At 75.3% G+C, this 23,667-nt stretch carries 18 protein-coding genes; 8 read left to right on the forward strand and 10 right to left on the reverse strand.

Annotation, left to right across the window (positions count from 1 at the left end; genetic code table 11):
• Positions 1–10: 10 nt before the first annotated feature.
• Together AB0910_RS01910 and AB0910_RS01915 are read right to left on the reverse strand one after the other, a co-directional pair.
• Positions 11–970 (reverse strand): sugar ABC transporter permease, encoded by a 960-nt coding sequence (locus tag AB0910_RS01910; protein WP_366742503.1) that lies wholly within the window; start codon positions 968–970, stop codon positions 11–13.
• A 50-nt stretch (positions 971–1,020) separates the two neighbouring features.
• Positions 1,021–3,093, reverse strand: coding sequence for a hypothetical protein (locus tag AB0910_RS01915; RefSeq protein ID WP_366742739.1), 2,073 nt, complete (start codon positions 3,091–3,093; stop codon positions 1,021–1,023).
• A 421-nt stretch (positions 3,094–3,514) separates the two neighbouring features.
• Here AB0910_RS01915 and AB0910_RS01920 point away from each other — a divergent pair, with 421 nt between their 5' ends.
• Together AB0910_RS01920 and AB0910_RS01925 are read left to right on the forward strand one after the other, a co-directional pair.
• On the forward strand, positions 3,515–4,690 hold the full coding sequence (locus AB0910_RS01920; protein WP_366742504.1) for an ROK family transcriptional regulator: 1,176 nt from the start codon (positions 3,515–3,517) through the stop codon (positions 4,688–4,690).
• Between the two features lie 63 nt (positions 4,691–4,753).
• Positions 4,754–6,007 (forward strand): ROK family transcriptional regulator, encoded by a 1,254-nt coding sequence (locus AB0910_RS01925; RefSeq protein WP_366742505.1) that lies wholly within the window; start codon positions 4,754–4,756, stop codon positions 6,005–6,007.
• Between the two features lie 56 nt (positions 6,008–6,063).
• On the opposite strand, the gene xylA is transcribed toward AB0910_RS01925, so the two are convergent.
• Entirely contained in the window at positions 6,064–7,233 is a 1,170-nt protein-coding gene (xylA, locus tag AB0910_RS01930; protein ID WP_366742506.1) for a xylose isomerase, read from the reverse strand.
• A gap of 257 nt (positions 7,234–7,490) precedes the next feature.
• Here xylA and xylB point away from each other — a divergent pair, with 257 nt between their 5' ends.
• Positions 7,491–8,966 (forward strand): xylulokinase, encoded by a 1,476-nt coding sequence (xylB, locus tag AB0910_RS01935; RefSeq protein WP_366742507.1) that lies wholly within the window; start codon positions 7,491–7,493, stop codon positions 8,964–8,966.
• 26 nt (positions 8,967–8,992) lie between these two features.
• Here xylB and AB0910_RS01940 read toward each other — a convergent pair whose 3' ends face one another.
• The 5 genes from AB0910_RS01940 to AB0910_RS01960 form a co-directional block, all read right to left on the reverse strand.
• Entirely contained in the window at positions 8,993–9,907 is a 915-nt protein-coding gene (locus tag AB0910_RS01940) for a LysR substrate-binding domain-containing protein (protein ID WP_366742508.1), read from the reverse strand.
• Between the two features lie 43 nt (positions 9,908–9,950).
• On the reverse strand, positions 9,951–11,144 hold the full coding sequence (locus AB0910_RS01945; protein ID WP_366742509.1) for a glycine C-acetyltransferase: 1,194 nt from the start codon (positions 11,142–11,144) through the stop codon (positions 9,951–9,953).
• Between the two features lie 29 nt (positions 11,145–11,173).
• Positions 11,174–12,202: an L-threonine 3-dehydrogenase gene (gene tdh / locus AB0910_RS01950; RefSeq protein WP_366742510.1), complete on the reverse strand. Its 1,029-nt coding sequence runs from the start codon at positions 12,200–12,202 to the stop codon at positions 11,174–11,176.
• A gap of 116 nt (positions 12,203–12,318) precedes the next feature.
• Complete coding sequence (locus AB0910_RS01955) at positions 12,319–13,266, reverse strand: DMT family transporter (RefSeq protein WP_366742511.1); 948 nt, start codon at positions 13,264–13,266, stop codon at positions 12,319–12,321.
• Complete coding sequence (locus AB0910_RS01960; RefSeq protein WP_366742512.1) at positions 13,263–14,183, reverse strand: phosphatase PAP2 family protein; 921 nt, start codon at positions 14,181–14,183, stop codon at positions 13,263–13,265. Before AB0910_RS01960 ends, AB0910_RS01955 begins: the two co-directional genes overlap by 4 nt.
• Positions 14,184–14,380: 197 nt before the next feature.
• On the opposite strand from AB0910_RS01960, the gene AB0910_RS01965 reads away from it, so the two are divergent.
• From AB0910_RS01965 to AB0910_RS01975, 3 genes are all read left to right on the forward strand, one after another.
• Positions 14,381–15,010 (forward strand): TetR/AcrR family transcriptional regulator, encoded by a 630-nt coding sequence (locus tag AB0910_RS01965; RefSeq protein ID WP_366742513.1) that lies wholly within the window; start codon positions 14,381–14,383, stop codon positions 15,008–15,010.
• Between the two features lie 212 nt (positions 15,011–15,222).
• Positions 15,223–16,038, forward strand: coding sequence for an IclR family transcriptional regulator C-terminal domain-containing protein (locus AB0910_RS01970; RefSeq protein ID WP_366742514.1), 816 nt, complete (start codon positions 15,223–15,225; stop codon positions 16,036–16,038).
• Between the two features lie 55 nt (positions 16,039–16,093).
• Entirely contained in the window at positions 16,094–17,839 is a 1,746-nt protein-coding gene (locus tag AB0910_RS01975; protein ID WP_366742515.1) for a hypothetical protein, read from the forward strand.
• On the opposite strand, the gene AB0910_RS01980 is transcribed toward AB0910_RS01975, so the two are convergent.
• Positions 17,808–19,982 (reverse strand): tetratricopeptide repeat protein, encoded by a 2,175-nt coding sequence (locus AB0910_RS01980; protein WP_366742516.1) that lies wholly within the window; start codon positions 19,980–19,982, stop codon positions 17,808–17,810. The two genes, AB0910_RS01975 and AB0910_RS01980, sit on opposite strands and share 32 nt — an antisense overlap.
• A gap of 198 nt (positions 19,983–20,180) precedes the next feature.
• Here AB0910_RS01980 and AB0910_RS01985 point away from each other — a divergent pair, with 198 nt between their 5' ends.
• Both AB0910_RS01985 and AB0910_RS01990 read left to right on the forward strand, forming a co-directional pair.
• On the forward strand, positions 20,181–21,089 hold the full coding sequence (locus AB0910_RS01985) for a helix-turn-helix transcriptional regulator (RefSeq protein WP_366742517.1): 909 nt from the start codon (positions 20,181–20,183) through the stop codon (positions 21,087–21,089).
• 459 nt (positions 21,090–21,548) lie between these two features.
• Positions 21,549–22,778 carry a serine hydrolase gene (locus AB0910_RS01990; protein ID WP_366742518.1) on the forward strand — a complete coding sequence of 410 codons (1,230 nt, stop codon included), beginning with the start codon at positions 21,549–21,551 and terminating at the stop codon, positions 22,776–22,778.
• Positions 22,779–22,800: 22 nt separating this feature from the next.
• Here the strand turns inward: AB0910_RS01990 and AB0910_RS01995 are convergent, their stop codons facing one another.
• On the reverse strand, positions 22,801–23,646 hold the full coding sequence (locus AB0910_RS01995; protein ID WP_366742740.1) for a pentapeptide repeat-containing protein: 846 nt from the start codon (positions 23,644–23,646) through the stop codon (positions 22,801–22,803).
• Between the last annotated feature and the right edge of the window lie 21 nt (positions 23,647–23,667).

A 23,667-nucleotide genomic window follows, 5' to 3' on the forward strand; every position in this document is an offset into this window, starting at 1 on the left:
ACGGGCTCCTCTAGTTCAGGTCGGTCTCGCCCGCGCGTGCGAGGCGCATCTGCGTGAAGGTGATGGCGACGAGGAGGACGAACAGGGCGAGCGACATGGTCGAGGCGTAGCCGAAGTCGAGTTCGCCGAAGCCCTTCTCGTAGATGTACATCTGGAGCACGTTGGAGGCGTTCGCCGGGCCTCCCTGGGTGGTGACCGACACGATGTCGAAGACCTGGAACGAGCCGATGACGGTGAGGACGACGACCATCACCAGGATCGGCCGCAGCAGCGGGACGGTCAGGCGGCGGAACATCTGGAACTCGCTCGCGCCGTCGAGCCGCCCCGCCTCGTAGACGGACGGCGGGATGGTCTGGAGCCCGGCGAAGATCAGGACGGCGTTGTAGCCCATCGACTTCCACACGCTCACCGCGGCGAGCGAGGGCACGGCCCAGTCGCTGTCGCTGAAGAACAGCAGGTGGGCCCCGGTGATCTTGTCGAGCAGCTGGCTGACGATGCCGAGTTGCGGATCGAGCATCCACTGCCACACCAGGGCGGCGACCACCCCGGAGATCAGGAACGGCAGGATGATCAGGCCCCTGATCACGGTGGAGCGGGTGAGCCGGTGCAGGACGACCGCGGTCACCAGCGACAGGAGCACGCCGCCGGCGACGGAGAGCGCCACGAAGTAGACGGTGACGAGCAGCGCGTGCCAGAACACCGGGTCGCCGGCCAGCTCGCGCCAGTTGGCGAGGCCGACCCACCGGGGCGCGGTGAGGATGTGGAAGGACGTGAAGCTGTAGTAGATCCCGCGGACGGTGGGACAGGCGAAGAAGACGAGGAAGCCGGCGACCGCGGGGGTGATCAGCAGCCAGGCGAGCCTCCCGTCCCCCCTGCGGTGGGCGGCCCGCGCCGCCGCGGTGCGCGGCGGGCGGCGGCCGCCCGTGCGGCGCCCCGGCGCAGCGGGGTGTTCCTTGACGATCTGCGCCACGGCGCACTCCTCGGCACTCGGACGGGTCGGTGGGACGTGCCGCGCTGCGGCTACTGGACGGTGATCTGGTCGATGTCGGCGACGTTGTCGCCCGGGTTGCCGAAGGCGACGGTGTTGTCGCCCGCCGTCAGCTCCATCGGGACGGTGACGTCCTGGGTGTGGTCCCAGTCGTTGTCGCCGGTGCCGGAGAACGGCAGTTGGAGGGTGCGCCCGTCGACGGTGACGATGCCCTGGCGGCTGGTGTCGCCGTCGGCGTAGGCGACCGTGACCAGGTAGGTGCCGTCGCGGTCCGCGGTGACGTGGTCGAAGGTGACGGTGGCGGCGCCGCCGACGTTGCCCGCCTTCGCGCCGCCCGCGCAGCCGCCGCAGCCCGACGCGGTGGCGCCGCCCGCGAGCACGGCGTCCTCGCCCTGGTAGGTGACGGGGCCGCCGGGGCCCGCCGTGGTGACCGGCACGGCGGTGCTCGCCGCCGAGCTCCTGCCGCGGGAGTCCACCGCGGTGACGGTGTAGCGGTGCCCCGAAGCGGGGGCGAGCCCGGAGACGGTGGCCGCCGTGGTGGCGGCGCCGGTGGAGGCGACCTTCCTGCCGTCGTCGCGGATGTCGTAGCGGGCGATCGCCGCGCCCTTCGCCGGGACGGCGGGGTCCCAGGCCAGGGAGACGGAGGTGGCGCCGGCCGACGTGCCGCGGGCCGCGGTCGGGACGGTGGGGGCAGCGATGTGGCGCGGGGTGACGGTCAGCAGGCGGGAGCCGTGGGCGGGCAGGGTCGCGCCGAAGGCGTCCTTCGCCGCGCCGAGGTCGCGGTGGCTCCACACGTCCTTGACGTCGGCGGTGCCGTCGAAGCCGAGGTCGCGCCAGTGCGCGGTGGCGGGCGCGGCGGAGGAGGCGAGGTTGAACAGGGCGACGGTGTAGCTGCCGTCGGCGTTGCGCGCGTACCAGGTCTGCTGCTCGGACGACTGGCTGACGGGCTTGGCGGGCCGTCCGGCCTGGTCGATGGCGATGACGTCGTCGTTGGTGAGGAGCTTCCTGCCGAAGTCGTCGAGCCTGGTGAGGTCGTCGCCGAGGTAGAGCGGCGCGGCCTCGACGGCCCACAGGGTCAGACAGCTCTGCCGCTCGTCCTCGGTGAGGCCGTCCATCGCGCCGCTGCCGACGTCGACGGAGTCGAGGTTGTTCCAGTGGCCGGGCCCCGCGTCGGGTATCCACTGCACGACGTCGCGCCAGCGCTGCTTCACCGAGGCGTCCCAGGTGACGAGGGTGTCGCAGTAGCACTCGACGTCGGTGTCGATGCGCCAGCCGTTGCTGTTCTTCTTCCAGTCGTCGGCGTAGGTGTGGCTGAGGGCCCAGGAGAGGGTGAACTCGACGGGCCTGCCGGTGTCGTCGAGCGCGGTCCGCCAGGCCGCCGCGTCCGCGCGGTTGTCGTACTGGCCGCCGCCCTTGAAGGAGCCGGGTCCGACGCCGTCGAGCTTGAGGAAGTCGACGCCCCAGCTCGCGTAGAGGTCCGCGACGGAGTCCGTGTACTTCTGCGCGCAGGGCCGGGAGTAGTCGATCTTGTAGGCGCTGTCCCAGCCGTTGGTGGTGCGCAGGTCGGGGTAGACGATGTCGCCTGTGGTGCAGCCGGGCGCCCCGTGGACGGGCGTGGTGCCGTCGCCGTACGCCTTGGGGTCGAGGCCGACCGCCTGGTAGATGCCGGCCTTGAGGCCGAGGGCGTGGAGCCTGGCGTCGACGTACGCAATGCCGTCGGGGAAGCGCTCGGCGTCGGGGACCGGGCGGCCGTAGCGGTCGAAGCCCGTGGACCAGCCCGCGTCGATGTTGACGTGGTCGTAACCGTGCTTCTTGAAGGTGGCGGCGAGCACCCGGGCCTGCTGGAGCACATGGGCCTCGGTGAGGTAACTGGCCGCACCGTCGGGGTTGACGCCCGGGTAGTCGGTCGACTCCAGGCTCCAGCTGCTCCAGCCCATGTAGGGCTTCTGGGCGAGCGGGGCCCGGTGGCCTCCCTGGTCCGCGGGCGGGTGCCCGGCCGCCGCTCGCGGGGCGGTGGCCGGCGCGGCGGTGGCCGGCGCGGCGGTGGCCGGCGCGGCGGTGGCCGGCGCGGCGAGTCCCGTCGTCGCGAGGGCCAGGGCGGCCAGGGCGCAGAGTGCGGCGGCCCAGCCCCTTCTCGCCCGGCCTCCGGTCGGCGCGGCGCTGCCCGCCTCCGTGCCCGCCGGGCTCCCGTTCCGTGCCGGCGTCCCTTGGTGCGGCCCGCTGAGCGCCATGGTCTGCTCCGTCCCGCCGCTGCGCTGCGGCTGGTCATGGGCGGTGTCCCGGTAGCGGGACGGCCGGACGTGCGCGGATCCTGCTCGGCTCTGCCGGCCCGCACGCCCGGGACTCGTCCTCCGAGGGGACGAGGTGCGGCGACTGTAGGCGGCGTTTCCTTCCGTGGTCAATATATTGTTCCGGCGGTTTTTTCCCTGGAGATCCGGTGATCTGCGCGGGCGACCGGGCGCCTCGGCCGAGCTACCTGGGCGGATCTCCGTCCCGTTGACTTCCGGCAGAAGGTAATGTGCCGGTGTGAGCCTCTCCCACCGTCCCCCCGCCGCCGCCCTGGTCTTCCAGACCCTCCTGACACAGGGTCCGCTCACCCGGGCAGAACTCGGCCGGCGCACGGGCCTGTCGTCAGGCGCCGTCACCAAGGTGTCCACGCCGCTGCTCGCGGACGGCTGGATCACCGAGATGGGGCAGCCCGCGGGGGAACGGCAGCCCGGCAGGCCCGCCACCCTGGTCGCGGTGCGACCGGAGCGCGCCGGGTTCATCGGGGTCAAGGTCACGGCGGACGAGCTGATCGGGGTGGCCGCCGACCTGACGGCCACCCCGCTCGCCACCCGCAGGGTCCCGCTCGGCTCGCGCGACGTGGGCACGGTGGTGCGCGCGATCGCGCGGCTCGTCGCACGGCTCGCCGACGACGGGGGCGGGCCCGCGGTGCACAGCGTCGGCGTGACCATCTCGGGCGACGTGGACGGGCACACCGGCGTGGTGCGCTACTCCCCGTTCCTCGACTGGCGCGGCGTGCGCCTCGCGGAGCTCGTGGAGCGCGCCACGGGCGTCCCCACCGTCATCGACAACGACGTGCGGGCGCTCACGGTCGCCGAGCAGTGGTTCGGATCCGGCGCGGGACTCTCGTCGTTCGTGCTGGTCACAGTGGGCGCGGGGATCGGCTGCGGCATCTCGGTCGGCGGCCGCGTGGTGTCGGGGGCGCACGGGGTGTCCGGCGAGATCGGCCATCTGCCGGTGGGCGGCGCGCTGGGCTCGGCCCAGGTGTGCACCTGCGGCAACACCGGCTGCGTGGAGGCGATCGCGTCCACCCAGGCCATCGTGGACCAGGCCCGCGAGGAGACCGGCGATCCCGGCCTCACGCCGGCCGATGCCGTACGGCTCGCCCACAGCGGCGACAAGGCGGCGCGCGCGGTCTTCACCAGGGCGGGCCGCGCGCTGGGGCTCGCGATCGCGTCGGTGGCCAATCTGATCGGGCCCGAGCGGATCATCATCTCCGGTGAGGGCGTCGCGTCGTACGACCTGTTCGCCGACCAGATCCGCAGGTCGTTCACGGCGCAGGCGTTCGGCACCGCGGCGGAGTGCGACCTCGTGGTGCGGCCGCTGCCGTTCGAGGCGTGGGCGCGCGGCGGCGCGGCGGTCGCGGCCCAGCGGCTGTTCGCGCCGGTGGGGGCGGCGGGCCCGCACCCCGCGTGAGGGCAGGGGCGGGGCGGTGCGCCCTGCCCGGCCCCGGGGCGATCGCATAGGGTCGCCGGTGACATGAACACCCATCACGCATCCCCCGCACCGCCGGGGTCGCTCGGCCCCAAGGCCGACAAGGAGACGGTGCGGCGGCACAACCTGAGCCTGGTCCTGCGCGCCGTGCGGGACGAGGGCGAGGCGACACGCGCGGGCGTCGCGGCGCGGGTGGGGCTGACGAGGGCGGCCGTCTCCTCCCTGGTGGAGCAGCTGATCGACAGCGGGTTCCTGAGCGAGTCGGGCAAGACGTTCAGCGGGCAGGCGGGGCGTCCCGGCACGGTGCTGAAGGTGACCCGCACGGGCCCGGCGGGCATCGGCGTCGAGATCAACATCGACTACGTCTCGGTGTGCGTGGTGGACCTGTCGGGCACCGACCGGGTGCGGCTGACCGAGCACATCGACAACCGGGGCGCCCAGCCCGCCGAGGTCCTGGCCCGCGGCGCGCGCATCGCGGCCCGCACCCTGGAGTCGGCGGCCGAGCAGGGGCTGCTGCCCGTCGGGGTCGAACTCGCCCTGCCGGGGCTCGTGTCGGGCGGCGCGGTGCGGCAGGCGCCGAACCTCGGGTGGAACAGGGTGCCGGCGCAGGAGCACTTCGCCCGCGCGCTGGCCCACCTGCGGCCGGGCAGCGCGGAGTTGCCGGTCAGCTCGGAGAACGAGGCCAATCTGGCGGCGCTCGCCGAGCTGTGGTTCGGCGGCCTCGGGCCCCTGCGGTCCTTCCTCTACCTCACCGGCGAGATCGGGGTGGGCGGCGCGCTGGTCATGGACGGCGAACTCCTGCGCGGCGCGCACGGGTTCGCGGGCGAGATCGGCCATGTGGTGGTCGACTCCGAGGGCCCGCTGTGCCGGTGCGGCTCGCGCGGCTGCCTCGAACAGTACGCGGGGCAGTCGGCGCTGCTGCGGGCCGCGGGCATCGACGAGGACGCGGGGGTGGCGGGCGTGGCCGAACTGGAGCGGCGCGCGCGCGGCGGCGAGGCGGTGGCGGTGGCGGCCGTGGAGCGCGCGGGGACGATGCTGGGGCGCGTGCTGTCGGGCGCGGTGAACCTCTTCGACCCGGACGCGGTGGTCCTCGGCGGCATCTACCGTGCGCTGATGCCCTGGCTCTCCCCCGCGGCCGACAGGGAGCTCACCGCGCGGGTGGTCTCGGGGCTGTGGCCGCGCGGCAGCGGGCGGCTGCGCGCGTCCTCGTCCGCGGGCGACGCGGCGCGCGGCGCCGCGGCCCTCGTGGTGCGCGCGGTACTCGCCGACCCGCTGGCGCACGTGCCGCGCCCGGCGTGAGGCGCGGGGGCGCACCGCCGCCGCGGGGCAGCGGCGCGCCGGTCACCGCGCGCGGTTCAGCGGACGCCGAGCAGGTGGTCCATGGCCAGCTGGTCGAGGCGCTCGAACGCCATGCCGCGCTCCGCGGCGGCCGCCGCGTCGAACTCCTCGTACGCGCCGCGGTCGGCGAGCAGCCCGGCGAGGCCGTCCTCCGCGGTGGGCAGCGCGAGCTGGTCGAGCCGGGAGGCCCGCAGCGCCTCCTGGACCTCGGGGTCGGCGCGGAACGCGGCCGCGTGCTCCTTGAGGATGAGGTAGTTGCGCATGCAGCCCGCGGCCGACGCCCACACGCCGTCGAAGTCCTCGGTGCGCGGGGGCTTGAAGTCGAAGTGGCGGCAGCCGTCCCAGCCCGCGGACTCCAGCAGGTCGACCAGCCAGAAGGCGGCGCGCACGTCGCCGGCGCCGAAGCGCAGGTCCTGGTCGTACTTGATGCCGCTCTGGCCGTTGAGGTCGATGTGGTAGAGCTTGCCCGCCCACAGCGCCTGGGCGATGGAGTGCGGGAAGTTGAGCCCGGCCATCTGCTCGTGGCCGACCTCCGGGTTCACGCCGAACAGCTCGGGGCGCTCCAGGCGCTCGATGAAGGCGAGCGCGTGCCCGACGGTGGGCAGCAGGATGTCGCCGCGCGGCTCGTTGGGCTTGGGCTCGATCGCGAAGCGCAGGTCGTAGCCCTGCTCCGTGACGTAGTCGGCGAGGAGGTCGAAGGCCTCCTTCATCCGGTCGAGCGCCAGGCGCACGTCCTTGGCGCCGCCGGACTCGGCGCCCTCGCGCCCGCCCCAGGCCACATAGGTCTGCGCGCCGAGCTCCGCCGCGAGGTCGATGTTGCGGATGACCTTGCGCAGCGCGAAGCGGCGCACGTCGCGGTCGTTGGCGGTGAAGCCGCCGTCCTTGAAGACGGGGTGGGTGAAGAGGTTGGTGGTGGCCATCTCCACCACGACGCCCGTCGCGTCGAGCGCCTGCCGGAAGTTCTTGAGGTGCGCCTCGCGCTCGCTGTCACAGGCCCCGAACGGGATGACGTCGTCGTCGTGGAAGGTGACCGCGTACGCGCCGAGGTCGGAGAGCCGCCGCACGGACTCCGCGGGGTCGAGGACGGGCCGGGTGGCGTCACCGAAGGGGTCCCTGCCCTGCCAGCCGACGGTCCACAGGCCGAAGCTGAACTTGTCCTCGCGCGTGGGGGTGAAGCGTTCCGTCATTGCGTTGGCCGCCTTCGCTGCCTCAAAGGTCCGTCCGAACCTTTTTGTTTTCTGACATGACTAATATGGCACGGGCCTTCGGGACGGCAAAAGCCCCCTTCCCGGGAGGAACGCGGGAGGGGGCGGGCGGGCGCCCGCCGACGGAGCGCGCTCCTGCGCGGCCGTGACGCGGCCGCCTCGGCTCGCGTAATTTGTTCCCGCTCGTTCGAAACCGCGTTGCACCACGGCGCCGGCCGTGGCCCGGAGAAGAGGTCCCCATGTCGCGAAGCCCCGTCGTGATCGGCGTGGACAGTTCCACCCAGTCGACGAAGGCCGCCGTCACCGACGCCGCCACCGGCAAGCTGCTCGCCGTCGGGCGCGCGCAGCACCGGGTGGGCGGGGAGGCGGGGGCCCGCGAGACGGACCCCGAGGTGTGGTGGCAGGCGCTGCGCGAGGCGGTCGCCGCCGGGCTCGCCGAGGCCGGGGCCGACCGCGCCGCGGTGACCGGGATAGCCGTCGCAGGCCAGCAGCACGGCCTGGTGGTGCTGGACGGCGCGGGCCGGCCGCTGCGCCCCGCCATGCTGTGGAACGACACCCGCTCGGCGCCGCAGGCCGCGGCGCTCACCGAGGCGCTCGGCGGCCCGCAGGCGTGGGCCGAGCGCACCGGCTCCGTGCCGGTCGCCTCGATCACCGCGACGAAGTGGCAGTGGCTGCGCGAGCACGAGCCCGCCGTCGCCGAGGCCGCGGCCGCGGTGCGGCTGCCGCACGACTTCCTCACCGAGCGGCTCTGCGGGACCGCGGTCACCGACCCCGGCGACGCCTCGGGCACCGGCTGGTACGCGACGGCGGCCGGCGCCTACGACCCCGAACTGCTCGCGCTCGTCGGCCTCGACGCCGGCCTGCTGCCCGCGCTCGCGCCCACCGGCGGCACCCGGGCGGGCGCGCTGACCGCGGCGGCGGCCGAGGCGCTCGGCCTGCCTGCGGGGATCGCCGTGGCCGCGGGCACCGGCGACAACATGAGCGCGGCGGTGGGACTGGGGCTCGGCGGCGAGGGCCTCCTCGACCACCCGGTGCTGAGCCTCGGCACCTCGGGCACGGTCTTCGCCGCGACCAGGACGCGCCCGCGCTCGGCCGCGCTCAACGGCTTCGCCGCCGCCGACGGCACGTATCTGCCGCTCGGCTGCACCCTCAACTGCACCCAGGCCGTCGACAAGGTGGCGGAGCTGCTCGGGCTCGGCAGGGAGGACGCCGAGCCGGGCGGCGAGGCCGTGCTCCTGCCGTACCTGGACGGCGAGCGCACCCCCGACCTGCCGACCGCCGCCGGGCTGCTGACCGGGCTGCGCCACGACACCACGGCGCGGCAGCTGCTCGGCGCCGCCTACGAGGGCGCGGCCTTCACGGTGCTGCGCGCGCTCGACGAGGTGCTGCGCGCCTGCGGCCTCGACCCGCAGGCGCCGAGCGCCGCGGGCCGCCCGCTGCGGCTGATCGGCGGCGGCGCGCGGGGCCGTGCGTGGACGTCGACGGTGCTGCGCCTCTCGGGCCGCCCGGTGATCGTGCCGGCCAGCGGTGAGCTGGTGGCACTCGGCGCCGCCGCGCTCGCCGCCGCCGCCGCGGGCGGCGGCGACCCGGTGGCCGTGGCCACCGAGTGGGGCACGGGTGAGGGGCCCGAGCTTGAGCCGGTGGCGCGGGACACGCGGGCGTGGGAGCGCATCGCCTCCGTGCTGGAGCGGTCGGCTCCGAGCCTGCTGTCGTGACCCGCGGGTGAGGCGCGCCGCGGGGCTCAGCCCGTGGTCAGCCCCGCGGCCGCCGCGGACAGGGCCGCGAGCACGGGCGCGATCAGCGGGTGGCCTGCCGCCCCCCTGCGGACCGCGGCGAAGACCCTGCGGGTCGCCCGGGGGCCGGCCACCGGGCGTACGACCGTGCCCTTGAGCTCCATGCCGTGCAGCGCCGAGCGCGGGACGAGCGCGACCCCTGCCCCCGCGCCGGTCAGCGCGACCACGGCGCGGAAGTCGTCGGAGAAGTGCACCGGCACGTGCTCGAACCCGGCCTGCTCGCAGGCGAGCCTGGTCACCTCGTGGCAGGGGTTGCCCGGGTGCTGGCCGATCCAGTCGTCGTCGGCGAGGGTGGCGAGGTCCACGTCCGTGCGGGCGGCGAGCGGGTGGCCTTCCGGCAGGACCGCGTCGAACGGCTCCGCGTACAGCGGCACCCGGGAGAGCCGTACGTCGTCCTCCTTCGGCGCGCCCCGGTACTCGACGGCGACCGCCACGTCCGCGGCGCCGTCCAGGACCATGGGCAGGCTCTCGTCGCCCTCCGCGTCGCGCACCCGCACCCGGATGCCGGGGTGCCCGGCAGACAGCGAGCGCACGGCGGGCGCGAGCACCTCGGCGATGCCGGTGGCGAAGGACGCCACGGTCACCTCGCCCGCACTCCCGCCCTCGTACGCGGCGAGCTCGGCCTCCGCGCGCTCCAGCTGCGCGAGCACCGCGTGGGCGTGGGCCAGCAGGATCTCGCCCGCCGCCGTGAGCCGCACGCCGCGCCCGCTGCGTACCAGCAGCGCGTGCCCGGTCTCCTGTTCGAGCGCGGCCAGCTGCTGGGAGATGGCGGAGGGCGTGAGGTACAGCGCCGCGGCCGCGGCGGTCACCGTACGGTGGTCCGCCACGGCCCGCAGGACGCGCAGGCGCTTCGGGTCGATCACCCGTCCATTTTGTCAGGCATGGGCGGAGCACGGCCCGTGCGGGTCAGCCGTGCAGGGCCGCCCGCGCGCCGGTGAAGGCGGTGACCGCGCGCTCGATGTCCTCGGTGGAGTGCGCGGCGGACAGCTGGACCCGGATGCGGGCCTTGTCCATCGGCACCACGGGGTACGAGAAGCCGATCACGTACACGCCGCGCTCCAGGAGTTGTTCGGCCATCCGGCCGGCCTCGCCCGCGTCCCCGATCATCACCGGGGTGATGGGGTGGTCTCCCGGCAGCACGTCGAAGCCCTCCTCCGCCATGCGGCGGCGGAAGAGGGCCGTGTTCGCCTTCAGCCGCTCGCGCAGCTCGCCCGCGCTCTCCAGCAGGTCGAGGACCTTCAGGGAGGCGGCGGCGATCGCCGGGGCGAGCGAGTTGGAGAACAGGTAGGGGCGGGAGCGCTGGCGCAGCAGCGCGACGATCTCGGCGCGCGCGGCGACATAGCCGCCGGAGGCGCCGCCCAGTGCCTTGCCGAGGGTGCCGGTGACGATGTCGACGCGGTCCATGACCCCGTGCAGCTCCGGGGTGCCGCGGCCGCCGTCGCCGACGAAGCCCACGGCGTGCGAGTCGTCGACCATGACCATGGCGTCGTAGCGCTCGGCGAGGTCGCAGATCTCCGGCAGGGGCGCGACGTAGCCGTCCATCGAGAACACGCCGTCGGTGACGACGAGGCGGCGGCGCGCGTCGCCGGCCTCCTTGAGGCGCTGTTCGAGCTCGGCCATGTCGCGGTTGGCGTACCGCAGGCGGCGGGCCTTCGACAGCCGGATGCCGTCGATGATGCTGGCGTGGTTGAGCGCGTCGGAGATGACCGCGTCCTGCGCGTCGAGCAGGGTCTCGAAGACGCCGCCGTTGGCGTCGAAGCAGGACGAGTAGAGGATCGTGTCCTCCTGGCCGAGGAACGCGCTCAGCCGCGCCTCCAGCTCCTTGTGGATCTCCTGGGTGCCGCAGATGAAGCGCACGGACGCCATGCCGTAGCCCCACCGGTCGAGGGCGTCCTTGGCGGCCGCGAGCACCTCGGGGTGGTCGGCGAGGCCGAGGTAGTTGTTGGCGCAGAAGTTGAGGACCTCGGCGGCCGAGCCGTCGGCCCCGACCCCGACCGAGGCGCTCTGCGGGGTGGTGATCACCCGCTCGGGCTTGAAGAGTCCCGCCTCGCGGATCTCGTCGAGGGTGGCACGCAGGTCGTCCCGTACAGACGCGAACATGTGATGAGCTCCCGGATCGGTGGGCGTGTTCAGTTGTCCCAGTTGAGGATGATCTTGCCGCTGCGCGCGGTGGCCGCCTCGTCGAACGCGGCGTCGAAGTCCTCGTACCCGTAGCTGCCCGTGATGACCGGGGTGAGGTCGAGGCCGCCCTCGATGAGCACCTGCATGCCGTACCAGGTCTCGAACATCTCGCGGCCGTAGATGCCCTTGATCGTGATCATGTGCTGCACGACCTTCGCCCAGTCGACGGCGAACTCCGCGGCGGGCAGCCCGAGCATCGCGATCCGCCCGCCGTGCGTCATGTTGTCGAGCATGTCCCGCACGGCCTCGGGGCGCCCCGACATCTCGAGGCCGATGTCGAAGCCCTCCCTGAGGCCGAGCTGCTCCTGCGCGTCCGCGATCGTGTGGCGGGAGACGTCGAGGGCGAGCGTGACGCCGACCTTGCGGGCGAGCGCGAGGCGCTCGGGGCTGACATCGGTGATGACGACGTTGCGCGCCCCCGCGTGCCTGACCACGGCGGCGGCCATGATGCCGATCGGGCCCGCGCCGGTGATCAGCACGTCCTCGTTGAGGGCGGGGAAGGTGAGCGCGGTGTGCACGGCGTTGCCGAACGGGTCGAAGACGGCGGCCACGTCCAGGTCGACCCTGGTGCGGTGGACCCAGACGTTGGCGGCGGGCAGCACCACGTACTCGGCGAAGGCTCCGTCCCTGCCGACGCCGAGGCCGACGGTGTTGCGGCAGAGGTGGCGGCGGCCCGCAAGGCAGTTGCGGCAGGTGCCGCAGACCAGGTGGCCCTCGCCGCTGACGAGGTCCCCCACGGCGGTCTCGGACACGTCGGCGCCGACCGCGGCGACCTCGCCGACGAACTCGTGGCCGATGACGAGCGGCGTGCGGATCGCGCCCTGCGCCCAGCCGTCCCAGGACCTGATGTGCAGGTCCGTGCCGCAGATGCCGGTGCGCAGGACCCGGATCAGCACGTCGCCGGGGCCGTAGTCGGGCTCGGGGACGTCCATGAGCCACAGCCCTGGCGCGGCGTGCTGCTTGACGAGTGCCTTCATCGGCGTGGCTCCCGGCGGGTGGTGGGGCGGACGGTGATCGTGTTCCGCGACCAATCTCGCCGCAGGGGGCCGCCGCCGTCCATCGAGGATTTCTTAACCGGGCCCACAGGGGAGCTTCACACGTGCCCCGCGCGGCGCTTCGGCTGCTGGGAGGGGACGGCGGGCAGGCTCGTCGCCCGGCCGCTCCCCGCGCCGGGTTCCGGCGCTTCGTCGCTGCTCGGCCGCCGTACGGGGGCCACGGCGCGGGTCAGCAGGACGACGCCGCGCGCGGCGAGTACCGCGCCGACCGCGGCCGCCGCGATGCCGAGCGGACCGCCCTGGACGCGTTCGCCCAGCAGGATGATCCCGACCGCCGACGCGGCCACCGGGTTGGCGAGCGTGAGCAGGGAGAGCGGGGCGCCGAGTCCGCCCCGGTAGGACGCCTGCGCGAGCAGCAGCCCGGCGCAGGCGAACACCGCGACGAGCACGGCGACCAGCGCGATCCCCCAGGCGGGCAGGCCGCCGTGCGCGGTGAGGCTGAGGGTGACGGTCTGGGTGAGCGCGGAGGCGACGCCCGAGGCGATGCCGGACGCGGTGGCGTGGCGCAGCCCCGGGCGCGCGCCCGGCAGCGAGACCACGAGCAGCGCGGCGAGCGCCGCGGCCGTCGCGGCGACGCCGAGGGCCCCCGGCAGGGAGAGCGCGCGGGAGGGCGCGCCGCCCGCGGCCGCCACCAGGATCGCGGCGAGGCCGACGAGCGTGTAGGCGGTGCCCGCCCACTCCCCCCTGGTGACGCGGCGCCCCGCACGGTACGCGCCGAGCGGCACGGCCGCGACGAGGGTGAGGGCGCCGAGCGGCTGGACGACGGTGAGCGGTCCGTAGGTGAGCGCGGCGACGTGCAGCAGGGCGCCCATGACGTTGAGGCCGACCGCCCACCACCAGGCGCCGCGCCGCAGCAGCGCGAGCAGCCCGCCGCCCTGCCGTGCGGCGCCCCGGGCGGCGAGCCGCTCCTGGGCGACGGCGGCCACCGCGTAGGCGACGGCGGAGACCAGCGAGAGGGCCACGGCGGCCAGGGTCGCGGCGTTCACCGGCGCACCCCCGCGGGATACGCGGGGGCGAGGTGCCCCGTGTGGCGCCCCGGCAGGCGCCCGCGTGCGGCGAGCGGGGGGCCCGTCGCCGCAGGCACCCGCAGCACGGCGAGCGCGGCGGCCAGCAGGGCGGCGGCGACCAGGGTGTCGAGCCAGTAGTGGTTGGCGGTGGAGACCACCACGAAGAGGGTGGCGAGCGGGTGCAGCAGCCACAGCCAGCGCAGCCGGGACGCGGTCGCGGCGATCAGCCCGACCGCCACCATCAGCGCCCAGCCGAAGTGCAGCGAGGGCATGGCGGCGAACTGGTTCTCGACCGAGTTCGCCGCGGGGTCGGACGCGTACACCGAGGGGCCGAAGACCCGCGCGGTGTCGATGAGGCCGGTGGCGGTGAGCATCCGGGGCGGGGCGAGCGGCAGCAGCAGGTGGAGCGCGAGGGCGCCGCCGGTCACGGCGGTCAGGACCCGGCGCGACCAGACGTAGTGCCGGGGGCGCTTCCAGTACAGCCAGGCCAGGAAGAGGACCGTGGCGGGGAAGTGGACGGCCGCGTAGTAGGTGTTGGCGGCGTGGACCAGCGGGTGGCTGTGCAGCAGCAGGTGCTGGACGCCCGCCTCGCTCGGCAGGTGGAGGGAGCGCTCGATGCGCCAGACGTCCCCCGCGTGCCGGAAGGCGTCGGCGGTGCGGCCTGCCGCGAGCTGCCTGCCGAGCCTGTAGACGAGGAAGAGGGCGACGACGAGGGCCAGCTCCCTGGTGAGGGGCGGTCTGCGCTCCTGCGGGGGCGGCGCGGCGCGGGCGGTACGCGCCGCGACAGGCCGCAGCGAGCGCAGCGGGGCAGAGGCGGCGGGTATTCGCGGGGAGCCGGGCCGCTGGACGGGAAGCGGGGCGGGGCCCCGCAGGGCGGGATCAGTCCGGGCCTTCATTCACCCGACCCCTTCGCGTGTGCGGCACGGCGTGCGACGTCGTGGTGCGGTGGCGGCTCGGCACGCGCCTCGCCCTTATCGATACGCCAGTGTACCGATACGGGACCGTATCGGTACACTGGCGTATCGGTGTCGCACGTACATCCGCGTACCCGGCCCCGCTCACTCGTCACCTCCGGGATCCGGAAGGAGAGTCGATGACGTCAACACAGCGCCGCTCCAAGATCACACCCGAGCGCGAGCGCGAGTTCTACACGGCCGCGCTCGACCTGCTCCGCGAGGGCGGTTACGAGGCGCTGACCATGGAGGGCATCGCGGCCCGCACCCGGTGCGGCAAGTCGACGCTGTACCGGCAGTGGGGCACCAAGCCGCAGCTCGTGTGCGCCGCACTGCGCGGGACACGCGGCGTGCGGCTCGGCGAGATCGACACGGGCACGCTCGCCGGCGACCTGCGGGCGGTGGCGCGGGCCACGGGCACGAAGGCGCACGGGGACACGGCCCTGACGCACGCCCTCGCGCACGCGGCGCAGCAGAACCCGGACCTGCTGGCGGCGCTGCGCGAGAACCTCGTCGAGCCGGAGGTCGCGGCGATCGACGCGATGGTCCGCAGGGCCGTCGAGCGCGGCGAGGTCGCGCCGGACAACCCGGCCGCCGAGTTCGTGGCGGTCCAGCTGTTCGGCGTGCTGCGGGCGCGGCTGCTGCTGCGGGGCGTCCACGCGGACGAGGAGTACCTCGTGCGGTTCGTCGACGCGTCGGTCCTGCCCGCGCTCGGCGTCGCCCCCGCCCCCGAGCCCCCGCCCGCGGTCGGGACGGCGCCGGCCGGCTGAGGCCCGGCCCCGGGACGGCGGCCCCGCCCACGAGCGGAGGGCCGGGGCCGCCGCGCGCCGCACCGTGGGGACGGGCGCGGCGCGCCACGGGCCGGTGGGCCTCCCCGCGGAGGCCCACCGGCGCGCGTATGCCCGGTGCGCCCTGCGAGAATCGCGGGTGTCCCCCGCCCGCCGCCCGGCGGGCCACGCGGGCGCAGCAGGGAGGTTCCCCCATGACCGGCGCGGACGGCGCGAGCGGCGCGGACGGCGAGCGGGAGCGTGGAGCCCACTTCGTCCGTTCCTTCGAACGCGGCCTCGCGGTGATCCGGGCGTTCGGCGCCGACCGTCCCGAGCTGACGCTCAGCGAGGTGGCCCGCGCCTGCGACCTGACGCGCGCCGCCGCCCGCCGCTTCCTGCTGACGCTCGCCGACCTCGGCTACGTGCACACCGACGGCCGGGTGTTCCGGCTCAGCCCGCGGGTGCTCGAACTCGGCTACGCCTACCTGTCCAGCTTCACGCTGCCCGAGATCGCCCAGCCGCACCTGGAGCGGCTGGTGGCCGAGGTCCACGAGTCGTCCTCGCTCTGCGTGCTGGACGGCGACGACGTGGTGTACGTGGCGCGGGTGCCGGTCAGCCGGATCATGACGACGACGATCACGGTCGGCACCCGCTTCCCCGCGTACGCGACCTCGGTCGGCCGGGTCCTCATCGCCGACCTGCCGGAGGAGCGCTGGGACGGCTTCGTGGACCGCGGGCGCCCGGCGGCGCCCACGGAGCGCACCATCGTCTCCGCGGGGCAGCTGCGTGCCGAGCTGCGCGCGGTCAGGGAGCAGGGCCACGCCGTCGTCGACCAGGAGCTGGAGGCCGGGCTGCGCTCGGTCGCCGCGCCGGTGCGCGACGGCGCGGGCGCGGTGGTCGCGGCCGTCAACATCCCCGTCCACGCGAGCCGGCACTCGGTCGAGTCCGTACGGACCGGCCTGCTGCCGCACCTGCTGGCCACGGTCGCCCGCATCGAGGCGGACCTGCGGGTGGCCGCGCCGGGCCGCTGAGCCCGCCGCGCGGGCCCTGCGGGAGCGCGGATGTGACCCGATAGGGTGATCAGCCGTGGGACCAGAGAGACGGAAGAGGCGGGCCGACTGGCTCCGGGTGCCCGTGGGGCCGGAAGCGCCGCGCTGGGCGACCCGCGGCCGGTGCAAGCGGATCCTGCTGGTGGTACACAACGTGACCTCCGCGACCCGACTGCTCGACGTCCTCCCCCTCTTCCACGACGACCTGCGCGTCCAGCTGCTCGCGACGTGTACGGGCTCGTCGCCGTTCCGGTCGGGGGTCGCGGAGCTGTTGGCCAATGTCGGGGTCCCGGTGGTTCCGTGGGAACAGGCGCTCTCCCTCCCGGTCGACTTGGCGATCTCCGCGAGCTTCGGCGGTCAATTGCACACCCTGAAGGGTGAGTTGACCATCCTCTCCCATGGCGTCGGCTACAATAAGAAGCTGGCGACGCCGAACGCCGAACGCCGAACGCCGAACGCCGAACGCCGAACGCCGGTCTTCGGGCTCTCGCCCGACTGGCTGCTCCACCGCGGCATTGCCGTGGCGGACACGCTGGTCCTCTCCCACCCGGAACAGCTGGAACGGCTGCGCGCCTCCTGTCCCGAGGTGCTGCCCACCGCCCTGCTCGCCGGCGATCCCTGTTACGACCGGCTGCTCGCCGCGCGGCAGTACCGCACGCGTTTCCGCCGCGCCCTCGGCGTGCACCGGGCCCAACGGCTGGTGGTACTCAACTCCACCTGGAACCCTGAGTCCCTGTTCGGGGACGGTGGTGAGGGGGACGTCCTGCCCGCGCTGCTCGGCCCCGCGGCCTACGAACTGCCCGTGGACGAGTACCGGGTCGCCGCCGTGCTGCATCCCAACATCTGGCACGGCCACGGCCCCGGTCAGGTCAGGGCCTGGCTGGACCGGGCCGTACGCGCGGGCCTCCTGCTCGTCGACCCGATGGAGGGGTGGCGGCAGGCGCTCGTGGCGGCGGACGCCGTCGTCGGCGACTTCGGCTCGGTGAGCTACTACGCGGCCGCCCTCGGCACGCCGGTCCTGCTCGCCGCCGACGCCCCCGGCCGCCTCGACCCGACCTCTCCGGTCGCGGCCTTCACCCGGGAGGCGCCCCGCTGGTCGCCGGGCGTGCCGCTGGTGGACCAGCTCGACCGTCTGATCACGGTCCACCGGCCGCTGCCGGGGCCCGCCCGGCTGGTGTCGTCGCAGCCCGGCCGCTCCGCCGAGCTGCTGCGACGGCACTTCTACAAGCGGCTCGGCCTGCCGGAGCCGCCGGGCCCCGCACTGCTCGAACCTCTGCCGCTGCCGCCCTACGAGGCGGCGGTCGGCACGGCGCCGCTGCGGGTGGCCACCCGGGTGTGCGGGCCCGGGGAGGTGGCGGTGGAGCGGTACGCGGACCCGCCGTCGGAGCCGCGGGGCCGGGATCCGCTGCATACCGCGGTCCCGGAGGACACCCGCGACCCCGGCCGCCTCGACGTCGCCGACGTGATCCTCCGGCACGGCACCGCGGACGATCCCCGCTTCGGCAGCCCCGGGAGCTGGACCGCCGAGGTGCTGGCGCGCCACCCCGGCTGCTCAGTCGCCGCGTACGTCACCGGCCGCGGGTGCTGTACGGCCCGCACCCGGGCAGGGCGGGAGTTCCTCCTGGCCGGACACCCCGAGGGGCCGGATCCCGCGGTGTACGCCTCGGCCCTGCATGCACTGCTCGCCTCCGGTGGCGCGCCGGGCCGCCACCTCACCGTGCGGACCGGCCGGTCCGCACACCGCGTATCGGTCAGTTCCCGGCCGGCGGCTCGAGAGCGCTGACGCAGCGGGCCCGCAGTGCCGCCAGTTCCCGCAGCTGCAGGTCCGCGTGGTCGGCTTCCAGCAGCGGCACGGCCTGGTCCGCTCGGGCCAGGGCCGCCGCCGGCTCCCCCGCCGCGAGCTCGCACGCGGCGAGGTCGCACAGCGTCTTGCCCGCGTTGTACGGGTCGTCGACCGCGGCGCCACCGGGTTCCGTGCCGACCGCGCCCCTGAACCCGGCGAGCGCGCGCGCCAGCTGAGCGCGCGCCTCCTCGTAGCGGCCGAGACCGCTCAGTGCCCGGCCGCGGTGGCGCATCAGGAGCAATCGGGCGCGGGGCAGCACCCGCGCGTCCTCGCTGTCCGGTGCGACGCCGTCGAGTACGCGGTCCGCCCGGTCGAAGGCCTCGTAGGCATGCTGGAAACGCCACTGCCGCAGGCGCATCAGGCCGAGCGACTCGATCGCCGATGCGGCGCCCAGCGGGTGGCCCGACGCCTCCTCGGCCTCGGCCGCCCGCAGGAACTGCGGCTCCGCCTCGTCGTAGCGGCCGAGCTCCGTCAGGGCGAGGCCGAGCAGCGAGTGCATCCGCCCTGCCTCCCGCGAGCGGGGGGCGTGCAGGCCCGCGGTCCGCACGCCGTCGCGCAGGGCAGGCAGTACCTCGTCGTGCAGGCCGGCCTTCAGCTGGACCGGCCACAGGGCCTGTACGAGCTGGTACACGGCGTCCGCCCGGTCGAACTCTGCGGCGGCGGCCACCGCCTCGACGAGGCCACCCGTCTCGGCCACGAGCGCGTCGAGCGCATCGCCCTCCGACCGGTACTCGCCGGCCGGCAGTTCCTCGTAGCGCGCGCCGACCGTCCAGCCGCCCCGGAGCGCGGCCTTGCGGGCCCGCACCCCGAAGTCGAGGTACCAGTCGATGCTCCGGCCCGCCGCCGCGGAGCAGGCCGCGACGCGGTCCTCGGCCAGGGCCGTCCGCTCGGCGTGGACGCGGATCTCGGCCCGGTACCGGTACCTGCCGGGCCCCGGCTCCTCGATCAGCCGGACCTCGGCAAGGGCCCGCAGCAGACCTGCGGTCCTGTCCGGGGCGAGGGCGAGAGTACGTGCGGCCATCTCCGCCCCGAACCCGGGCCAGGGCCGCAGCGCCAGCAGCCGGTAGGCGCGGGCCGCCTCGGGTTCCAGCAGCCGGTAGGCCCGCTCGGCGGCCACGGTCACCGGATCGTCACCGGACACGGGGACCCCGTCGCCGGTGCGTACGCCATCGGAGGAGATCAGCCGCGGGGCGGCCGCCCGCAGCGCGAACGGCGAGCCCCCGCACTCGGCGAGGACCGAGGGCAGGGCGCCGGAGACGGCAGCCAGCGCGGGGGCCGAGACCACCGTGGCGAGCAGCGCCTTCGCGTGTTTGTCGGGCAGGGGCCCGACCACCACGGGCACCGCGTCGAGGCCGGCCAGCGGCGCCCGGGAGACGACCAGGGTGAAGACACCGGGTCCCGCGGCGAGCAGCGGCCGCACCTGGGCCGCCGAGTGGGCGTGGTCGAGGACCACGAGGAGCCGCTTGTCCGCGACGAGCTGCCGGAAGAGACGGCCGCGCGCCTCGGTAGTGGGTGGGACATGGGCTGCCTCCACTCCGAGTTCCAGCAGGAGTTGGCGCAGGGCGACCGCGGGGTCCATGGCCCCGGCGGCCGAGGAGCCACGCAAGTCGACATAGGCGCTGCCGTCCGGGAAGCGCTTCGCGCTGCGGGCGGCATAGCACTGCGCGAGTGCGGTGGTTCCCATGCCCGGTGCGCCCATGACTGCGGCCACGCGGGGAATGCCGCCGTAGGAGCGCCGGGCCTCCTTGTCGAGGGCCTTCATCTCAGCCTCGTGATCGGTGAAGAACCGAGGTCCCGGCGGGGCGACAGGGCGGGTCAGCGCCGGCCCGGGCGCGGGGGCCGTCCTGATCAGCTCCTGCCACGCGCGGGCCGCGCCGGGGTTGTCGGCGAGCGCGCGGTGGAGGGCCACGGCGAGGGTCTCTGTCTGCGCGCCGTCCACGGGGGCCGGAGTGTCGCGCCCGAGCGTGCGCCGCACCAGGGCGCCCACGTTTTCCCAGGCCCACCGCCCTGCCTCGTTGGCCATACTCGAACCGATCGTGCCCAGTACCGCATTGATGGCCGTCGTCGAGATCAGGTCCAGCATCCGGCTCCCCCGCTCGTCTCCACTGTGTATCGGGGGCAACCGTATGACGAAACGGCCCTGTACGCCGACCACTTGGTCGGGCAAAGGGCGGCTGGGCCCGGCCGGGCGAGGGCGCGGCCACGCTGCGTGACCCGTCACGGCGCGTCGCCGGCGGGCGGACGCCGCGCAGGTCCCGGGTGTGCCGCCGATACTGAGGCCATGACCCGACATGGAGAGCTGGGCGCGGCGCTGCACCGCTGGCGTGACCGGATCGCATCCACCGGGGCCGGACTGCCGGGGGACGGCGCGGTGGGCCCAGGGATGGGGCGCGCGGAGCTGGCACGGCTGGCCGGACTGTCCGTCGATCACCTCACCCGTCTGGAGCAGGGCAGGGCGACCATGCCCTCGTCCCAGGTGCTGGCGTCGCTCGCGCGGGCGCTCGGCCTCGACGACGCGGAGCGGCGCCATCTGTTCCTGCTGGCCGGGCACGCGCCGCCGGCCACCGACCTGGTGCCGCGGACGGTGCCGCCGAGCGTGCGGCGGCTGCTCGACGGCCTGGCGGGGGCCGCCGTGGGCGTGCACGACGCGACCTGGTCACTGATCGCCTGGAACCCGCTGTGGGCTGCGCTGCTCGGCGATCCCGCACGGGCCGACGCCAGTCCCTGCCGCAACGTCGCCTGGCGGCACTTCACCGCGGCGCCGAGCCGTGTCACCCGTACGCCGGAGCAGGCGGCCAGGTTCGAGACGGCGCTCGTGGGCGACCTGCGGGCGGCGGCCGCCCGCTATCCGACCGATGTGGAGCTGCGGTCCCTGGTCGCGGGGCTGCGGCGGTCGAGCACGCGGTTCGCGGAGCTGTGGACGTCCCGCTACACCGGCTCCCACGAGGGCGAGTGGGTGACGGTGCGCCATCCGGACGCGGGCGCGGTCGCCGTGGACTGCGACGTCATCACGGTGCCGGGCTGCGACCTGCGGATCATCGCCCAGTCGGCGAGGCCAGGCACCCCGGACGCCGAGGCGCTCGCCCGGCTCGGGGCGCTGGGCGCGGCGACGCCGCAGGACCCCGCGGCTCAGACGGCGCACGCGTTCGGCGACGGGCGCGGCCAGGAGCCCGTGCGGACGGGTCCGTGACGCGGCCGTCCGTGCGGCCCTGAGAGGCCGGCCCTCGGGAGCGGGCGCCGGCGGTGAGCCCCGCGGGGGCGCGGCCGGGAGGCCGCGCCCCCGCACGCGTCGACAGCCCGCGCAGGGCGGACACGGCCGTCCGCAGACGGCCGGGCCCGGTCAGGCAGAGTGGCCCTCCTCGGGCCCCCGCGGCCCGCGCCGGCCGGACGCCCAGCCCACGCCGGGGCACCCGTCCGGCCGACGGCGCCACCGCGCCGCCGCGGCCCGCGCGTCGGCCGGGAGATCCCCACCCGCATCCCCGCGGCACGCGTCAGGCGAGCGCTCGGGCCCACGGCCCGCGTCAGCCCAGCGGCCCCAGCCGGGTGTCGGCGGCACGTGTCAGCCGGGTGGCCCCGCGTGCGCGGGTGCGTACCTCCGGTCGGCGCACATGGCGGTGCGGGCGGCGCGTGCCCTTCCTACCGTGGCTGAATGATCATCAGATCCGCGAAGCGCACCGCGCTCACCGGGACGGCTGCCCTCGCCTCCGGTCTGCTGGCCCTCGGGCCCGCGGCCACGGCGCACGCCGCACGCCCCCAGTCCCCGCCCGCCCTGACCCGTACCGACCCGCTGCCGCCCGCGCCGGCCCCCGCGTACGTCGACAGCTCCGACCTCTACGGGAGCGGCACCGTCGCGCGGCCGGGGCCCGGCACCCCCGCGCCGCCGAAGGACGTCTCTTCGCTGTCCTGGCTTGTCTCCGACGCGGACTCGGGCGCCGTGCTCGCCGCGCACGACGCGCACCGCAAGCTGCCGCCCGCGTCCACCCTGAAGACCCTGTTCGCGCTCACGACCATGCCGCACCTGTCCGCGGCGTCCCGGCACCGGGTCACCCAGGCCGACCTGTCGGGCATCGGCGAGGGCAGCAGCCTGGTCGGGGTCGAGCAGGGACACTCGTACCGGGTCGCGGACCTGTGGCGGGGCGTCTTCCTCAGCTCGGGCAACGACGCGGTGCACGTGCTGGCGTCGCTGAACGGCGGCTGGGACACGACAGTCGCCGAGATGCAGCGCCGCGCGCGGCAGCTCGGCGCGCTCGACACGCACGTGGTGTCCTGCGACGGCTACGACACGCCGGGCCAGGTGTCGTCCGCCTTCGACCTGGCGGTGTTCGGGCGCACGGGGCTCGCCGACCCGCAGTTCGCCTCGTACGCGTCCACCTCCGACGCCCAGTTCCCCGGTGAGGGCGGCAAGAGCTTCGGCATCCAGAACACCAACAGGCTGCTCAGCGGCGCCCACGGGGTGCGCACCTACCCCGGCATGATCGGCGTGAAGAACGGCTACACCACGAACGCGGGGAACACCCTGGTCGCCGCCGCCCGGCACGGCAACAGGACGATCCTGGTGACCCTGATGAACCCGCAGTCCGGCGAGCCCGACGCCGTCTACGAGGAGGCGCGGCGCCTGCTCGACTGGGGTTTCACCGCGGACGGGCACACCACCCCTGTGGGCTCGCTCGCCCCCGCCCCGCAGGTGAAGGCGGCGGGCGCGGACACCGCGAAGTCCGGCCGCGCCAAGGCCGAAGCCGCGGACCGGCACGGCGCGGTGGCCCAGGCGTCGAGCACCGGGGACGGCACCGGGCTGCTGGTGCCGCTCGCGCTCGTCGGGGCCGCGGTGCTCGCCGGGGCGGCGCTCTTCCTGGTGCGGCGCGCGCGGCGCGCCCGCTGAGTGAGGGCCGGCGGCGGGTCCTTCAGGGGGCGGTCCGCCAGTGGGCGGGGCGGGCCAGCCTGGGCGGCAGCGCGGTCGTGCTGTCGCCCTTCGCCGCGTACAGCTGGGACTGCGTGACGAACAGCGCGTCCCGCAGGTCGGCACCCGCGAGGTCGGCGCCCCTGAGGTCGGCGCCGATCAGATCGGCCCCGCGCAGGTCGGCGCCGCGCAGGTCCGCGGCGATGAGGCGGGCGCCCCGCAGGTCGGCGCCGCGCAGGTCGGCCCGGGCGAAGCGGGCGCCGGACAGGTCGGCGCCCCGCAGCCGCCGCGGCCCCGCGCCCCGGCCCCTGCGCCCGCCGGTCCGGGTGGCGCGTGCCAGCTCCGCGGCGCGGGCGAGCAGCGGCGCCACCGCCTCGGCGCGGTGCCGCGCCACGTCCGTCGCGAGCAGGGTGTCGGCGTCGGCGAGCGTGAGCCGCTCCGTGCGCACGTACACGCGGGCGAGTTCGGTGTGCAGCGGGCGCGCGGCCGGCAGGGCGCGGGCCTCCGCGAGGTAGTGCAGGAGCTCCTGAAGCTGCCGCAGCACGGGCAGCACCGCGAACATCGCGGGCGCCCTCGCGGGCTCCCGCCGCCAGTCGACGCCGCCGAAGGTGTGGCGGGAGGCCTTCTGCCCCGCCCCGAAGCAGTCGTACGCGGCGCAGCCCGTGTAGCCGCGCGGCCGCAGCTCCCGGTGGACGGCGCAGCCGAAGTCCTCGCGCAGGTGCCCGCAGGGCTCGCCTGCGCCCTTGTCCGAGGGGAAGCCGTCGGCGGCGGAGAAGGAGAGGGCGACGCAGCACAGGCCGAAGCAGTCGGCGCAGTCGCCGCGCAGCTCGGGTGCCCCCGGCGGGGGCACCGTGGCGGGGCCTGCGGGGCC

Source organism: Streptomyces sp. NPDC047002 (assembly GCF_040704505.1).
Taxonomy (GTDB): domain Bacteria; phylum Actinomycetota; class Actinomycetes; order Streptomycetales; family Streptomycetaceae; genus Streptomyces.

Bases quoted from the DNA above. Each gene is read 5' to 3' on its own strand.
- AB0910_RS01925 (WP_366742505.1), top strand. From the start codon at position 4,754: ATGAACACCCATCACGCATCCCCCGCACCGCCGGGGTCGCTCGGCCCC.
- tdh (WP_366742510.1), bottom strand. From the start codon at position 12,202: ATGAAGGCACTCGTCAAGCAGCACGCCGCGCCAGGGCTGTGGCTCATG.
- xylB (WP_366742507.1), top strand. From the start codon at position 7,491: ATGTCGCGAAGCCCCGTCGTGATCGGCGTGGACAGTTCCACCCAGTCG.
- AB0910_RS01970 (WP_366742514.1), top strand. From the start codon at position 15,223: ATGACCGGCGCGGACGGCGCGAGCGGCGCGGACGGCGAGCGGGAGCGT.
- AB0910_RS01985 (WP_366742517.1), top strand. From the start codon at position 20,181: ATGACCCGACATGGAGAGCTGGGCGCGGCGCTGCACCGCTGGCGTGAC.
- AB0910_RS01965 (WP_366742513.1), top strand. From the start codon at position 14,381: ATGACGTCAACACAGCGCCGCTCCAAGATCACACCCGAGCGCGAGCGC.
- AB0910_RS01960 (WP_366742512.1), bottom strand. From the start codon at position 14,183: ATGAAGGCCCGGACTGATCCCGCCCTGCGGGGCCCCGCCCCGCTTCCC.
- xylA (WP_366742506.1), bottom strand. From the start codon at position 7,233: ATGACGGAACGCTTCACCCCCACGCGCGAGGACAAGTTCAGCTTCGGC.
- AB0910_RS01945 (WP_366742509.1), bottom strand. From the start codon at position 11,144: ATGTTCGCGTCTGTACGGGACGACCTGCGTGCCACCCTCGACGAGATC.
- AB0910_RS01980 (WP_366742516.1), bottom strand. From the start codon at position 19,982: ATGCTGGACCTGATCTCGACGACGGCCATCAATGCGGTACTGGGCACG.
- AB0910_RS01990 (WP_366742518.1), top strand. From the start codon at position 21,549: ATGATCATCAGATCCGCGAAGCGCACCGCGCTCACCGGGACGGCTGCC.